The following is a 16,153-nucleotide window of genomic DNA, read 5'->3' on the forward strand; positions in this document are numbered from 1 at the left end:
TCAGTGCAACATCTCCCATTTTGGGTTTTTCTCAGCCATAATTAAGGTCACAACCCAAACTAAGGAGACCTCATGAGCACCACTCTCAATCGCGACGCCTCGCTGCGCGCCATGTCTAACAACGAACTCGATATCCTCGTCATCGGCGGCGGTATCACCGGCGCCGGCATTGCCCTCGACGCCGCTACCCGCGGGCTGAAAGTCGGCATTGTCGAGGCCCAAGATTTTGCCCAGGGCACGTCATCGCGCTCGTCGAAACTAGTCCACGGCGGACTACGCTATCTCTATAACTTCGACTTTCTCCTCGTCGCCGAGGCTCTACGCGAACGCGGACTCCTGCTCAGCAGCCTGGCGCCACACCTTGTCAAAGCGCAACCGTTTTTGTGGCCACTCAAAATGCCAGTCATTGAGCGTTCCTATTCCGCCATCGGCGTCGGCCTTTATGATGCCATGGCTCAAATCGCCCACAAAGGCTCCGTACCTATCCAAAAGCATTATTCCAAGTCTGGTGCGCTCTCACTCTTCCCCGATATCAAAGAAGATCAGATTACCGGAGCCATTCGCTTCTATGATGCGCGTGTCGATGACGCCCGCCTCGTGATCACCCTCATTCGTACCGCAGCTCGCTACGGGGCCTATACCGCTAACCGCACCCAGGTTGTCAATCTGGAAAAAGAAGGTTCTCGGGTCACGGGCGCTGTCGTACGCGACCTCGAGACTGGGAAAGAATACACCATTAAGGCCAAGAATATTATCAATGCCACTGGTGTGTGGACAGAGCAAACCCAAGCCCTTGCCGATACCAGCGGCGGTCTGAAAGTCCTCGCCTCTAAGGGGATCCATATCGTGATTCCAAAAGACCGTATCAAAGGAAAGACAGGTCTTTTCTTGCGCACGGAAAAATCAGTACTGTTTATTATTCCGTGGAAGCGCTACTGGGTTATTGGAACCACCGATACCAAATACCACGAAGATTTTGTCAACCCCGTGGCCAATAAAGAGGATATTGACTATATCCTCGATCACGCCAATGCGGTGCTCACATCCGATCTCACCCACGACGATATTATTGGAACGTGGGCAGGTCTGAGGCCCCTTTTGCAACCAGGTACCGCCGATGGGGATAAGACCAAGTCCACAAAGATCTCGAGGGAGCATACCGTCACCGAGGCTGCCCCTGGCCTCACCGTTATCGCTGGCGGCAAACTGACAACTTACCGCGTCATGGCAGAAGATGCCGTCGATTTTGCCCTCGGCACCAATAAGGCTAAGCAGATGCCCTCCCGCACTCAGCTCACTCCCCTGATTGGCGCAGATGGCTATCATGCGCTGTGGAACCGCCGCGAAGAATTAGCGGCGGAATACCAGCTCAGCGTGGACCATATCGAGGATCTTCTCGACCGCTACGGCTCCGATATCTTTACCCTGCTCGAATCCATCAAAGAAGAAGAAACCTTAGGCCACGAGCTCGGCGCAGCACCGGAATATTTACGCGCGGAGATCGCCTTCGCGTGCACACATGAAGGTGCGCTGCACCTAGAAGATATTATGGTTTTGCGCACCCGCCTCAACCATGAGAAGAAGGATCGCGGTCTTGCCGCAGTCCCTGAAATCGCCGATTTAGCTGCGGTCTACCTCGGCTGGGATGAGGAACGTAAACAACACGAAATTGACTCCTATCAGCAGCGCTGCGAGGCCGAAGCGCGCGCCGAAGATATTTCTGGTGAGCACGAAGCCCAAGAGATTCGCGCTCAAGTAGAATCCGTGGCACCGATGCTGAGCTAGGCCACTCCTCCTACATAGGCGCGATAGTGTGCTTCTTTGGCAAATCGAATTCGCGCTTGGTTTCTAATTGTCGCAGGGCTTTTCTGATGGCGAGGCGAGAATGGCGCGGCTCTATCAGAGCATCGATATAGCCGCGCTCTGCAGCCACATAAGGACTGGTCATATTCTCATTATAAAAGTCCATGAAAACTTGCTTCATATACTGTCGTTGAGACTGATCACTAATGGCATCAAGCTGTTTACCTTGGATCATCACAACTGCAGCAGCAGCCCCCATCACCGCAATTTGGGCAGTTGGCCAGGCGAGATTAATATCGCCGGTGAGATTCTTAGAACCCATAACCGCATAAGCTCCGCCGTAGGCTTTGCGCACAATAAGCGTAACTTTAGGAACAGTTGCCTCCACGAGCGCAAAAGCGAGCTTTGCGCCACGGTGAATCAGACCCACCTCCTCCTGCTCTACGCCAGGTAGATAGCCTGGAGTATCCACCACAAAGACCAACGGAATATTATAGGCATCGCAGATGCGGATAAATCGTGCACCCTTATCGGCAGCATCAGCATCAATACAGCCGGCAAATTCGAGCGGCTGATTGGCAATCACACCTACAGAACGTCCATCCACGCGGGCAAAAGCAGTAATGAGATTTGGGGCGAAATTAGGCTGAATTTCCTGAATGTTATCGTCGTCGAAAAGCTGGGTCAGCAAATCGTGCATATCATAGCCAGCATTGACATCGTCGGGAATAAAGGAGTCAAGCCGAATATCCTCGCTAATATCTGCATCCTGGGGGGCCTGGAATATCGGCGCCGGGTCATGGGTGGTCAGCGGCAAGCGTTCAAGAAGATCGTGCACATAACCAAAGGCATCTTCCTCATCGATGGCCACATAGGAGACATTACCGTTTAACTCCTGCTGCCTGGCACTTCCCAATTCAGCAGAGGTAATCACTTCTCCCGTGACCTCCTTGATCACTGCGGGGCCGGTGACATACATTTCGGCTTCCCCATCGACGGCGATCACAAAATCCGTGGTCACCGGTGCATAGACCGCTCCACCGGCGGATTTACCCATCATGATCGAGATCTGCGGGCTGCGCCCTGACAGCGGCAATTGCCGGCGCGCAATCTCGGAGTACATAGCCAAAGAGGTCACCGCATCTTGAATACGAGCGCCACCAGAATCCTGAATACCGATAACTGGGCAGCCAATTTTGATGGCCATATCCATAACCTCGCAGACTTTGCGGCCAAATGTTACGCCTACCGAGCCTCCGTATACGGTTTTATCGTGGGCGTACACTGCCACGGGGCGCCCATCAATGCGGCCATATCCAGTGACGACGCCATCAGAGTAGATGGCATCGTTATCATCTGGGGTGCGACCGAGCGCACCGATTTCTACGAATGAGCCCTCGTCGAGCAACCGATTAATGCGCTGCCTGGGCGTTGTTCGGTGCGCCTCATCACGCTTTAATCGTGCCCGCTCACTGCCAGGATCTTGGGCTTGGGCTAGGCGCTCTTTCAGGTCTGCGAGTTTTCCCGCGGTGGTGTCCAGACTCATCCGTTCCTCGTTTACATTGTGGCTAGCTCTGGGAGATATGCGCAATCCGTTGCGATAGCGCTAATCCAACTTTAGCAATCTCGGGTTCATCAACAACCGCTAGGTGATCTCCCTGCAATTGCACGATTTCTAGATCGTTTACAATTGCTGACCAGCCGCCATCATAGGCAATATCTTTATACGCTGGCTCTAATTCAATAGCTCCCTCGTGCATCCGCTCTGCGCGGAAGAGAATCACCGGCACCTCAACATCAGCCCATCTGGTCATATCAAGCTTGTCCAGAATGCGATTATCAACAAAGGAAGCCCGCTGGTGCTCCAAGACTCCCGCAGATAGTCCATGCTCAGAGGCATCAGTAGTGCTCAAGAATTCCGCCATCATAGCAAGGAGGGCATCTTCACCAGCGCTCTCTAAAAGGTCAAAAGGCACGGGGAAGTCCAAGCCATAGGTCTTCTTGGCAAATGCTTGGTAGCGCTGCCAACGCTTCTTGGTCTCTTCTTTGTTGTCCGGAACTGGATGTGCTGGCTGCACTGTATCTAAAAGGGCGATCGTTGCGATCTCTATATCGCTTCCCTCCAGCTGGTGTGCAACCTCATAAGCTATCGCGCCACCGAAGCTCCAACCACCGAGGATAATGGGCAGACCATCGGAGTACCGCTTAATCTCATCAAGGTAGGCAGCGGCGCGCTCCTCCAAGGACCCTTCAAGTCGCTCTACTCCGTACACGGGAATATCCTCAGGCAGGCGGCGCATTAGAGGTTGATAAACCACTGATGAGCCACCCGCTGGGTGGAACATAAAGACAGCGGGCTTGAGCGAACCTTCAGGTCGCGCCCGCAATACTCGGATATTGCCCTCGACGTCCGTTTCAAAGCTATCGCGCACCATATTGGCAATGGTTTCAAGATTATCCGCCGCCAGTATATCGGCAGCGCTCATCTTTGCCCCAGATCGTTCTCTCAACCGCTCTGCGATCTGATTAGCTTGCTCAGAAGTAATTGTTGGCAACGCATTGGTCACACCCGTTGCAGCTTGACCGACAACACTCGCCCACGTGGCGAAGACGAGACGCTCGGACGCATCACGCGGGGCTACGCCTACGCCGCGGTCGCCACCTTGTGGTTCAGGGTTGACCTGTACGGGGGCAGATTCTCTTTCGCGTCCACTGACTAATTCTTCGACCAAGGCCACCGCATCAGCAACGGAGGCATCGCGGAGCGCCTGGACCTGCAGCTCGGGTATATTAAAATCATATTCAATGCGATTTTTAATCCGCATGCCCATCAGTGAATCGAGGCCCAAGTCTATCAGCGGTAATTCTTTGGGCAAATCTTCCACATCGTAGCCCATTGCTTCACTGACAATAACGCGCATGCGATCTTCAACGGTCTCGCCACTTGTAGGGTCCCAGCGGAGATCAGCATGGGCCATTTCAGGCAGACTCTCCCCCGAGGACGCAGCCAAGGCGGGGCCATCAAGGTGTGCTGTTTCTCCCTGCTCCGCAGCAAAGGCTTCCGCTAAGACCGTCAGAGAGTCACCAGCGACTTCATATAGAGTGATCGCCAGTCCACCCAAGGTACGGGCGGCAACCACGGTGAGTTCACCGGAGGGCGGCAGTGTTTTCTTTTCACTCGCCGCAGTCATCACTGACTGGGGTGCCAGTTCTGAGATCACTGCGTCGATGACCATAGTCGGCGACGCTACTGCATCCGCTTGTACTCGATAAGCGTACTGGTTTCCAGGGAGGCAAACCATCTCGCCTAATAAACTTCCCCCAGCAGAGGAGGCAGGGCGAGCAGTGGTCCAATACCGTTGTTTCTTCCACGGCATGCCCGGAGCTGGTATCAGCGGGCCATCCCCGTACAGCGCACGGAAATCGATTGGCGCACCGGCTGCGTACAGTTTAGCCAGAAGATCGCTGAGCGTGAGCGCTGGATCTTCCTTGCGCTTCAAGCAGAACAAAAGCTGTGCATCTGGCTTATTCACATTAAAGGCAGTATTCATCAGTGGGATAGCCGAAACTGGGTGCGGGGAAATCTCAACCAGCATGCGATGTCCGTGGGCAAAAGCCTGCTCGCACGCTGCTTGGAAATACACCGGTTGCCGAGTGCAGCGCACGAAATAATCAGCGTCGTGGACGATCTGACCTGCTTCAAAGACCTCTCCGCGTTCCACAGAACTGAAAAGGGGAATTGTGAGTGGACGAGGATTAATCGCTGATATTTCCGCAGCCAGTTCCCCCAGGATAGGATCGACGGCGCTGGTGTGACCTGCAGCATTAACGTTGAGTAATCGGGCGAATTTCCCTTCCTCTTGGCGCAAATCTACCAGCTTGATAACGGCATCTCGCGGCCCGCCAATAGTATTCATGCCGGGAGCGGCGTAGACGGCCGGCTCAATTGCCGCGAACTCAGGATGCTCAGCGCCAAGCTGCGCAATCTCCTCAGCACTATAATCAACAACTGCCATTGCGCCATAGTCTTCTTCGCTGAGGGATTTTTCCCCTTCACCCATGAGCCGCGAACGATGGCAGGCAATGAGCATGGCATCGTTAGCGCTCAAGCCGCCACAGGCATAGGCGGCAGCGATTTCACCCATCGACATCCCCACCACAGCGCGCGGGCGGGCACCGAGTGCGCTCAGATAGTCGGTGAGAGCGATCTGGATGGCCGTAATCGCAACCTGGGCGGTTTCGGTATCGTAGGTTTGGGAATCGTCGGCGACAATATCGAGGATCGACCAGCCTGATTCAAAACGCACCACCTCGTCTAATTCCGCTAAGCGCGCTTTAAATGAAGGTGCGATTGCCATTAGGTCTTTGGCCATCTTGCGGTGCTGGGACCCAAAGCCCGAGTAGATGAAAACGGGACCCTGGGTATCGGGGGCATCTTGAGCACACACATGCTGGGTGATCTTGCCGTCAGCAACCACACCCAGCCGCTTGATCGCCTCATCATATGTACGAGCGCTCACCACGGCGCGGGAGCGACCATGATTGCGACCTGCTAGGGAGCGTGCGAACTTTATGAGATCGGTTTTGGGATGCTGTTGCAGATAGTCCCTAACCGAGGCTGCCGCTTGCCGACGCCGCGACGGTAATAAACCCGACACCGGCAGTAGCGCTGGGGCGCCAAGGAGTTCTGGTTCCCGCGGACTCTCACTGAGTTGATAATCGCTCGCCTCAAAGGACGAGACCACGATATGAGCATTGGTTCCGCCAAAGCCGAAGCCGGAAATACCAGCGAGTTTACGGCCTGAATACTCAGGCCATTCGCGAGGGTCTTCTACCACTTCGAGATGTTCCCGCTCGAAGTCAACGTAGCGGTTCGGGGCAGAAAAATTCAGCGACGGCGGCAGGATATCATGCTCCATTGCCAGCGCCACCTTGATCACACCGGCAGCGCCCGCAGCGGCTTCGGTATGTCCAAAATTGGTTTTGGCAGACCCCAAAAGGGTCGGGTTATGCGGATCGCGCCCAGAACCTAAAACGGTGCCAATAGCGGTGGCTTCAATGGGATCACCTAAGATCGTGCCCGTCCCGTGGGCTTCAATATAGTCCACCTCCCGGGGATCAATCCCAGCATCAGCATAGGCGCGTTCTAAGACATCTATCTGAGCATCGGGATTGGGGGCGGTCAAACCATTGGAGTGTCCATCCGAATTCACGGCGGAGCCCTTAATCACGGCAACGATTTTGTCACGATCTTTGATTGCATCGGCTACTCGCTTGAGCACCACAACGCCAGCGCCATCGGCACGCACTAGGCCATCGGCATCATCAGAGAAGGCGTGAATCTTGCCTGTTGGGCTAAATACCCCGAGCTGCCCAAAGGCGGTAGAGGCAAAAGGCGCCGCCAGAATATTAACACCACCGGCAATCGCCATATCACAGGCTCCCTCACGGAGATCGCGCACAGCCTGATGGATAGCTACTAAGGACGAGGAGCAAGCAGTATCAGTACTAATAGAAGGTCCGCGGAAATCGAAGGCAAAAGATACGCGGTTCGGAATGATCGAACTCGAGGTTCCTGTAAGCGCATAGGGGTGTGCCTCTGCAGGATCGGCAGCAATGAGCATGCCGTAATCGTTGTTTGTTGAGCCCATATACACGCCCACTGGGCTGCCTTTGAGCGATGACGGCGGGATATGAGCGTTTTCCAGAGCCTCCCATGTCAGCTCTAGGATGATGCGCTGCTGCGGATCAACATTAGCGGCTTCCAGGGGGGATAGGCCGAAGAACTCAGCGTCAAACGAGGCAATATCGTCGAGGTAGCCACCAGTCATATCGATATTCTCGATGAGCTCGGTAGTATGCTTATCAGCCGCGTACTCTGACCAGCGGCCTACCGGCAGTGGACCGATTCCGTCGCGGCCTTCGAGGAAGAGATCCCACATCCGCTGCGCATTCTCAGCCCCAGGGTAACGCCCTGCTAATCCCACAATGGCAATATCGTGAGTGGCAGGCTCTTGGATAATGGCGGTGGTTCGGGACTTAGAGGAGGGGCGCTCGTCAGTGCGGGGGCCATTGATCAGACGCTGTGCTAGGGCCGAGATCGTGGGATATTCATAAGCGATGGTTGCATCAAGTGGTACATCGAGGAGATTTTCTAGCTCGCCGGAGAGAATGACCACATCGCGCGAGGACAATCCGAAGGATTGCATCGATTGGGTATCAGAGATCTCCTCTTCAGGTAACCCCGTCGTGCGCATAATCCAATCACGCAACCAAACGCTGAGTTTGTCCACGCTCATCGGTTCACTAATCGTACCGTCAGCACCATGTTGATTAGTCAAAATCTACCCTTTGTCTCGTCTTTTCGCTCACACTGGGACGCCACCTTAGGACAGCGCCCAATCGCTCTATTTTATATCGCATATTGTTTAATAGCTGTTTCACACCTCAAGACCCCACGATCACTACCCATCATCGTGGGGTCTTGAGGAAACTGCGGAGGATTTAGGAATTCTCGTAGCGCTTTTTATTCACCCGGCGGGCAATCTTACCGGCAGACGAGCGCGCAATTTCATCTGGATTCAGGATCTGAATATCCGCCGGAACTACTCCATGAGCATCGGTTACAGCTTGTCTAATAGCCGCAATAGCGTGGGCGTCATGCGCAGGATCGGCATCGAGATCTCGCTCGGCGAGAATAATGAGCTTTTCTACATCCTCACCTGTAGTGGCGAATGCGGCAACTGCGGTAGGGCGCACCTGAGAGCTGGCATGCTCAACGGTATATTCAATATCTTGAGGATAGTGATTCCTGCCTGCGACGATGATGAGATCCTTGAGTCGGCCGGTGATATAGACTTCGCCGTTGATAATGGTGGCGAGGTCCCCAGTAGCCATCCATCGATCATCATCAGGCGCCCCGACAACCCGAGATCCCTCAACAAGGCGCTGACCTAAGGTATTGCGGAAGGTCGCCATGGTTTCTTCGGGGCGATCAAGATAGCCGGCAGCCATATTATCGCCATGGCACCATAGTTCACCTATATGGGAATCTCCGAGCTCGGCACGGGTCTCAGGATCAACAATCGTGAGGTACTGCGGGCGCACCGCCTGCCCACTGGACGTGAAGGCGACGGACCGATCACTGCGCTCCACGATCTCGGCGAGACCCTGAGCCAGCTTATCGCGATCAAAGTGGCTAATCAGTGGTCGACTTTCCGTTTGCGGGGTGGTAACCAAAAGCGACGCTTCCGCCAGTCCGTATGAAGGGCGCAGCGCTGACTTTTTCAGTCCGTATTCCTCGAAAGTTTGAAGGAAGATTTCCACTGCCTTCTCAGTTACTGGCTCCGAACCCACGATTAGTCCATCAACTGTAGAAAGATCGAGCTCGTGTCCAGCTTCAGGCTTGGCAAAACGGGCCGCCAATTCAAGAGCGAAGTTGGGGACAACGGTGTAGATATGGGTACCCGACTCCCGTTTATCAAGGAGCTGGACCCAACGTGAAGGCTGCTGAATGAAATCACGCGGCGCCATTAACTCAAAATCGAGTCCTAGAATGGTGACAAAGGTTGCCAGAATGATGCCCATATCATGGTGCAACGGCAACCAAGAGACTAAGGTCAGAGGGGTTTTAAGCTGAGCCGCGGTAAAAATTTGCAACACATTGGTCAGGATCGAGCGATTGGTGAGCATAACACCAGCTGGAGTGCGTGTAGAGCCCGAGGTATATTGCAAAAAGGCGGGCAAATCGACCGGAGCTTTTTGTAGGGTGGCAAGCATGCGCGCAGCCTCAGGGGAGGTAAGCGGATTGCTAAAACTGGCCGCCAAACTATCGGGCACAGCATCAACGAGTAGAATGCGGGGGCGCTCATGGCCTGGACGATCAGCGAAGAATGCCCGCACGGAGCGAGCAGATGCCTTATTAGTTAGTACCGCAGACGGTTGTGAATCGCCGATAACGGCCGCAAGATGTTCAGCGTGACCTGGCTCATTGGGATCATAAAGCGGAATGGGAACCATTCCAGCGTACATGGCCCCTAGCATGGAAAATAAATACTCTGGAGAGTTATTAGCAAGGATCATCACGCGATCACCGATGGAGCCCACCTGCTGCAAGCGAGCGGCAACGGCCTTAATCCGAGTATTGACCTCCGCGCGACTGTATTCCTTGAGCTGCCCGTCACGACGTTCAGAGTAATCCCAAAATTTCAGCACGATGCGATCGGTAGTTCCAGCCATTTTTTCCGTCTGGAACATCATCTCGCACATCCCTGCGAGGGTAATCTCCGGCGGTAAGGTAATCTCGTGCTTCTCGTTGAAAAATTGGCCAATTACTTTATTAAGATCCATTATTCTCCTTCATATCAGTGCTGTCGCGCGAAGCTTCACCCTCTAGTGCAAGAACCCACAAGGCAGTGTCCCTTAGTTGATCGGTACTAACCAGAAGATTATTACTTTTGCGAAAAAAATTATTTTACACCCTATAGGGCCGCTTATCCGCGATTAATCAAATCACTAGCCCATTCCACAACCCAGCTCGGTGCGGTGGTGCCTGGAACGACATTCGGATTCGTGGCGTATTGAGCATGAATACCATTGGCTTCAATGAGATCAAAAGCGCGGCCGAAAGCATCGTTCACATTCTGCGGAGCATCGCAGATAGTGTCATCAGGAGCACAAATATCAAAGACCCGATCATTAAGAACTCCGAAGCCGCCGGTGCGCGGGCCACGCATGGTTGCGCCAGGAACAATGGGTTGAACTACTAGATTCAACGGTGCCAGCGAAATCTCGGCCCCTACCCCACCCACGGGTGTGCCCACAGCCTGGCCCACACCCGGCTGTCGGCGACCATCAGCGATCAAGGCGACACCCCTGACCACGTGGGAGGGAATAGGAGTTTCATGCACTCCAATTTCATTGGCAAGATCACCCATAATCACAGCGCCTTGAGAAAAGCCAGTGAGAATAAATTCTGTCAGCGGACATTCGCGGTGTGTCTCGTTGATTTCTCGCTTAAGGGTGGCCATCCCCTCATTGCGAGAATCGTCGTAGCTCATTTCCTGTTGGGCGTTGATATTGCGAAACTGCGCAGTATACGGCAAGGTCCATATCTTTATATCCCCATGAGGGTAGCGCTGCTTGAGAGGATTAGTAATGGTCAGCATCAAAGAATTGGGGTTGGCCATCGGGTTAAGGGGATCATCGACGCTCGCAGATTCCCACGTCCCCGGAGCTGCGATGACCTCCACCCGTGGGCACCATTCAGGTTGCGTTGGACCCGCTTGATTCGAATCTGGTGCACCTGGAATATTATCGGTGCTACGCAGCCAACCCACGACCCCCGCGATAATAATCCCAATAACAATGAGTGCTACTACCGCGGTGAAAAACTTTTTCATACTGCCTTCAATCTAGATTTAGCAATAACTCTGGCGTGCTGCCTGCTCAATAACCGTAGTTATCTGCTCCACCGCCAGGGTGGAGCGGCCTTGCTCGATGAGCTGACCGGCCACAGCAGGGGTAGCGGCAGCAAAGTTATTGGCACAAACGACCTGCGCAACGCCGATCATTTGATTCTCTGCACCTGTGACCGTGATCCCCGCTAATTCCAAAGCTTTGAGAAATTCCCGATCTTGTTCAGTCAGGGATAGCCCTGGGGTGGGCACGTCACTGACTTCTCGGGCGGCCTGATCACCAGCCGAACGCGCGGGCGGGTTCTTCAAAGGTGGAACGCTGAGATCGATGCTCGTGCTCGGTTCTGCGCGTGCAGATGCACTAGGCGTTTTCGACATTTGGGCGGCCCGAGTGAGCGGCGCTACGGTCATCTCGGTGGGCTCCTCAGTGACACTGGAGCTCGAGCACCCAGCTAAAAATCCCAGTGCCACCAGCAGTGCGCAGGGCATAGCCTTATACACTATTTCTTCTCCTCAACGATGAGACCATTGATTTGAGAAATGGTGCCACGTTCGAAGTGAACGATCTCGCCGCCCGCTGGAATTAGGGCATGATCTTGGGTTGGGAAGCCAAATTCGCCCTGCTCCCAATTTTTCTTAGCCCATGCGTCAAAGATATCACCGTAGTTAATCACGTGTGCATCAGTTGCAGGTGACCAGTAAATATTGCCCCGCTCGAAGCGTTGGAAGGCACCACCATTGATGGCGATTTCATCCGTTGTAGGGAATCCCAGATTGCTGGTCGCGGTATTGATGGCTCGGTACTTCGCAGCGATCGCTCCTCGAACATGGAAATTTTTGTTATCGGGAGTACGGACTACATAGCCACCTTCAAACTGCTGCACGAAGCCGTCGCCGATCTTCTCAGCTGCAGAAACTGGGTACCCGAGTGTGCCATTTTCCCACTGCAACTCACCCCACTTATCCACAATATCCTTAGGCACGGCCACGGCACCCAGTGCTGGAGTCCAGTAGATATTGCCATGCTCGAAAGCTACGTAGCGGCCACCCCGTACCAATTCACGCTCGGTGCTTAAGGGGAAGCCCAACCAGCTAGCGGGACCGCCCATTTCGGTATAGAGAGCACCGATACGGCCATAGAGAGCGAAGGCTCCATGCTCCGGAGACCAGTAGGCACGACCCCTAGTGAAGTCTTCAGCCTTACCACCGGGTACATCGTATTCGTTGTTGACGCAGTTACCAATTATTCCAGAGCGTGTGGCTTCAGCAATGGCGCCGATAGCGGTGCAATCAGCGCCGCGGTCTTCCTTGGAGATATTCAACGCTTTTGCCATATGCGGCCATGCTTGTCCCAGTTCGTACTGCCAGTACGGCCAAGCATGTACGCCGGTGGGGCGGAAGACGGAAATGACCTCAACCTGCGCACGCTTAGCGTAGTCGACGAAGGTCTGGGTGGTCATCCGGGAGATTACTTCCAGACCAATACCAGCGGAATTGGCCCCATGCTTGGCTACGGAATCTGGCTCACCGAAATCATCGCGACCAGAGCCGGCTGATACATATACGGTTTTGCCTTTAAGGGATTCAATACCGAGTTTCGGATCGTGATCAATCCAATCTTGAGAACCTTCAGGGCCCCACATAGCCTCCGCATCGTAGCCGCCACCGTCTTGAAGGGCAGCCTTGACGGCAGCTGGCATACCAACGCTGGTCATATCGAGGTAACCAGAGAACGAGCCAACGAATTTAAAGAGCTGAGGGTGGCGTTCAGCTAGGTTAATAGCGGCGGTGCCGCCCATAGAAAGGCCGAAGATCGCGCGCTCCTCATTGGAGCGGTAGCCGTTACGCAGGATGGGTACGAGCTCTTGGGTGAGGAAGGACTCCCACATATAGTGCTTGCCGTTATTTTCACGCTGCCAGTCCGAGTAGAACGAAGACTCGCCACCGATTGGCAGAATAACGTTGACATTCTTATCGGCAAAGAGCTGTTCGATATTAGTCTCGGAGGTCCAGCCATTCTCAATATCTGTGGCGCGCAAACCGTCGAGGGCCCATACTTCAGGGAAGGTACGCGTGGGATTCGAGTGCCAATCGCGCGCTAACAGGATTTGAACTTTCACTGGCGCACCTGGCATCACGGCGGAGCGGATATACAGTTGTATACGGCGATCGCTAATCCAGTTCACGCGCTCAACTTCAACTCCGGCGGGTAGGCCCTGGATATTGGGGTTTTCATCCACGCGTATGGGGGTGCGTTCCTGGGAGTTTGGATCGAGGTAATCCGTGAGGCCGGGAAAGAAATTCGAAGATCCCGAAGATTGGGCCATGGTGGTAGCAGGGATAACTCCCACTAATCCGAGGCCGATGACTACAGGGAGCGTACTAACCCAACGGGTACGTCGAGTCGAACGGGATGCGGTGTCGCGCATAATAGGTTCCTTTTTGTGTTAGCGATTTTTTAGGTACTCCAGGTGCTCAAGCGCTGCTGCTTTTCCCACCTATCCCACGGTATAGCTATATGTGGGGTATAGCTCCACTGTGGCACAAGACTATGCTCAAGTTTAAGTTGAACTTGAGAGTTAGGGTTGAGACACACCGATTTACAGCTGTTTATTTTGTTTTCACCTTTAACATAGCTAACAACGCTCACATCGTTACATGACCAGGGCACCGCAATAAAAAACCCCGCGGCCTGTGCGGCAACGGGGTTGTTCTTACGGCGGAATGGTTCCTACCAAGCGTTCATATAATCTAGAATTCGCGGCTTCGTCTTCTCTAGCTGCGAGATCCATTGTTCCCAGCTGTGAATACCTGCCGGCGGATAATCTACCGTTACACGCAAGCCCTCAGCACGTGCCTTAACCTCCCATACCGAGGTGGAGTACAGCGAGACACCTTCGAGTACGGAGCCGACGATCCGGTCCCCAAATTTAATCCCTGGGCCGTCATAGCCTGACCAGAATCCGGTGGCCGCAGAGATATAGATATCGGTATTGCGCAGACCGCTCATATTCCACAGCGGGTCATTTGAAAAGCGTTCTGGGCTAAAGAAGAAACCGTACATGGCGTTGATATTAAAGCCACCCAATTCAACGAGTGCCAACCGCAGGAGGGAGTGCATCCCAGGCAGGGTCATGGATGGGTAGCCCGACCAACTCAAGGTCTGTCGGAATTGATTGGGGTGGCGGGCCGCGAGATTGAGCGCAGCGGTGCCGCCCATGGAGAGACCTGCAATTGCGTTATTATTGCGCGCGACGCCAAAATTTTGCTCAAGGTAAACGGGAAGCTCTTGAGTAAGGAATGTTTCCCACTTGAAGTGGTAGCCTTGTCCGTTGTAGAAGGCTGGCCCCAACCAGTCCATATAAAAAGATCCAGCGCCACCGACGGGCATGACGAGGGTGATATTATGTGGCGCATATGTGGCAGGAGCATTAGCTGAGGTCGTCCATGCACTAGCTCGTTCACTCGCACGGGCGCCATCAAGAAGGTAGAGACCAGCATTGCCCCCACGTTGTGCAGGCTGGATCTGAACAGTAATGGTTCGGTTATTAGCGGGTGACCACACATCACAGCGCTGTACCCAGTTTCCTACTTGGTCCCATTCGCAAGTCCCGGTGGCATCAGCGCGCAGCCAGTCACGATTGGCAGCCTCCGCCACTCCCTGTCCAGCGACCATAAGGGCACCAGCGGTGACCACTGCTGTCACTGTGGCTTGAGCCTTTCGTAGAGCTTGGGCGAAAACCTTCATGCTTCTCCTTGTCCAATTCCTATACCTTGGCGCTACCTTGGCGCGACATCATGGTACCCGCCTCATGACGGAATACAAAGGCACCTACTATATTTAGCGCTTATTATAGGCACGACACGCTACAGCAAAGACTTTATAACAGATTGGTAAAGCACGGGTAGTTTTCCTGCCCTTCACGCAGCAAAGGTCACCCCCACCTTGGTTTATGTTGGGAATTTTAAACGAGATAAACCGCTATTACTACGCTGGTCACCCACAACACGGCGAGTACTTGCAAAGTGCGATCCGTCAGTGCCAACTCATCTGGGGCGCCACCATCGCCACGGTCAACATCGGCAGCATAACGCAAGATAGCAACGGTGAAGGGTACCATCGAAATTTGGTACCAGACCCCAGCCACTGGGCTTGAAAGCCGAGCCATCTCAAAACCCCAGAGTGCATAGCTCATCACCACGGCAGTAGCCGCTAGAGTCCACACAAAACGCAGGTACGTGGGCGTATAGCCTTCAAGAGCCTTGCGGATCTTAGCCCCTGATTCTTGTGCCAGGAGGATTTCAGCATATCGCTTTCCGGAGGCCATAAAGAGAGATCCAAAAGCTGCAACCAAGAGGAACCACTGCGATAAATCAATGCCGGCCGCCACGCCACCAGCCATAGCTCGCAACATAAAACCAGAGGAAACCAAGGCAATATCGATAACCGGCTGATGTTTCCACCCAAAGCAATAACCCAACTGTAGAGCTATATACACCGTCATAACGATGGCCAAACTCCTGCCTGAGCTGGCGAAGAAATAACTCAGTACAATAGCGCCGATGATAAAGGCCACGGCCATAAAAAAGGCGAGGCCCACGGGAAGTACTCCCGCCGCAATAGGGCGATAGCGCTTAGTGGGATGCTGGCGATCAGCCTCGACGTCCTTAGCATCATTGATGAGATAAATGGCGGATGCCGCCATGCAGAAGGCTAGGAAAGCAACTGCGATATCGGTGAGGATACGCGGCTGCAGCAGGGCTTCAGCACCAGCTGCCATCGGAGCTGCTAGAACTAAAACATTTTTAACCCACTGCTTGGGCCGCAGCCCCTTAATCATGGCATCAGGAAGGTTCTTAGGCGGATGCAGCTTCCTATTATCTTCTAAGCCTCGAGTGTGTGGCTCAGATCCGATGAGGGATTCATTCGACAT

Annotated in this window: 9 protein-coding genes; 1 reads left to right on the top strand and 8 read right to left on the bottom strand. The window is 53.9% G+C overall.

Annotated elements, in window-relative coordinates; all coding sequences use genetic code 11:
- Positions 1 to 72 precede the first annotated feature (72 nt).
- Complete coding sequence (locus NXT00_RS06520; protein ID WP_259078585.1) at positions 73 to 1,785, top strand: glycerol-3-phosphate dehydrogenase/oxidase; 1,713 nt, start codon at positions 73 to 75, stop codon at positions 1,783 to 1,785.
- Between the two features lie 10 nt (positions 1,786 to 1,795).
- Here the strand turns inward: NXT00_RS06520 and NXT00_RS06525 are convergent, their stop codons facing one another.
- From NXT00_RS06525 to NXT00_RS06560, 8 genes are all read right to left on the bottom strand, one after another.
- Positions 1,796 to 3,349 carry an acyl-CoA carboxylase subunit beta gene (locus tag NXT00_RS06525; protein ID WP_259078582.1) on the bottom strand — a complete coding sequence of 518 codons (1,554 nt, stop codon included), beginning with the start codon at positions 3,347 to 3,349 and terminating at the stop codon, positions 1,796 to 1,798.
- Between the two features lie 22 nt (positions 3,350 to 3,371).
- The gene (pks13, locus tag NXT00_RS06530) at positions 3,372 to 8,102 is read right to left on the bottom strand and encodes a polyketide synthase Pks13 (protein WP_259158516.1); all 4,731 of its coding nucleotides are present in this window, start codon (positions 8,100 to 8,102) and stop codon (positions 3,372 to 3,374) included.
- Positions 8,103 to 8,307: 205 nt separating this feature from the next.
- Complete coding sequence (locus tag NXT00_RS06535) at positions 8,308 to 10,152, bottom strand: FadD32-like long-chain-fatty-acid--AMP ligase (protein WP_259078581.1); 1,845 nt, start codon at positions 10,150 to 10,152, stop codon at positions 8,308 to 8,310.
- A gap of 143 nt (positions 10,153 to 10,295) precedes the next feature.
- Complete coding sequence (locus tag NXT00_RS06540) at positions 10,296 to 11,204, bottom strand: cutinase family protein (protein ID WP_259158471.1); 909 nt, start codon at positions 11,202 to 11,204, stop codon at positions 10,296 to 10,298.
- Between the two features lie 18 nt (positions 11,205 to 11,222).
- Positions 11,223 to 11,720: a DUF732 domain-containing protein gene (locus tag NXT00_RS06545; protein WP_259158472.1), complete on the bottom strand. Its 498-nt coding sequence runs from the start codon at positions 11,718 to 11,720 to the stop codon at positions 11,223 to 11,225.
- Positions 11,720 to 13,648, bottom strand: a complete 1,929-nt coding sequence (locus NXT00_RS06550) for an alpha/beta hydrolase-fold protein (RefSeq protein WP_259158473.1) — start codon at positions 13,646 to 13,648, stop codon at positions 11,720 to 11,722. Before NXT00_RS06550 ends, NXT00_RS06545 begins: the two co-directional genes overlap by 1 nt.
- A 302-nt stretch (positions 13,649 to 13,950) precedes the next feature.
- Complete coding sequence (locus NXT00_RS06555; protein ID WP_259078575.1) at positions 13,951 to 14,967, bottom strand: alpha/beta hydrolase family protein; 1,017 nt, start codon at positions 14,965 to 14,967, stop codon at positions 13,951 to 13,953.
- A gap of 217 nt (positions 14,968 to 15,184) precedes the next feature.
- Entirely contained in the window at positions 15,185 to 16,153 is a 969-nt protein-coding gene (locus NXT00_RS06560; protein WP_259078573.1) for a decaprenyl-phosphate phosphoribosyltransferase, read from the bottom strand.

Origin of the sequence: Corynebacterium sp. ES2715-CONJ3, assembly GCF_024814365.1 — a bacterium.
In the GTDB taxonomy this organism is placed as follows: domain Bacteria; phylum Actinomycetota; class Actinomycetes; order Mycobacteriales; family Mycobacteriaceae; genus Corynebacterium.

Excerpts from the sequence above, each read along its gene's own strand:
- NXT00_RS06520 (WP_259078585.1), top strand. The coding sequence starts at position 73 with ATGAGCACCACTCTCAATCGCGACGCCTCGCTGCGCGCCATGTCTAAC.
- NXT00_RS06525 (WP_259078582.1), bottom strand. The coding sequence starts at position 3,349 with ATGAGTCTGGACACCACCGCGGGAAAACTCGCAGACCTGAAAGAGCGC.
- pks13 (WP_259158516.1), bottom strand. The coding sequence starts at position 8,102 with ATGAGCGTGGACAAACTCAGCGTTTGGTTGCGTGATTGGATTATGCGC.
- NXT00_RS06535 (WP_259078581.1), bottom strand. The coding sequence starts at position 10,152 with ATGGATCTTAATAAAGTAATTGGCCAATTTTTCAACGAGAAGCACGAG.
- NXT00_RS06540 (WP_259158471.1), bottom strand. The coding sequence starts at position 11,204 with ATGAAAAAGTTTTTCACCGCGGTAGTAGCACTCATTGTTATTGGGATT.
- NXT00_RS06550 (WP_259158473.1), bottom strand. The coding sequence starts at position 13,648 with ATGCGCGACACCGCATCCCGTTCGACTCGACGTACCCGTTGGGTTAGT.
- NXT00_RS06555 (WP_259078575.1), bottom strand. The coding sequence starts at position 14,967 with ATGAAGGTTTTCGCCCAAGCTCTACGAAAGGCTCAAGCCACAGTGACA.
- NXT00_RS06560 (WP_259078573.1), bottom strand. The coding sequence starts at position 16,153 with ATGTCGAATGAATCCCTCATCGGATCTGAGCCACACACTCGAGGCTTA.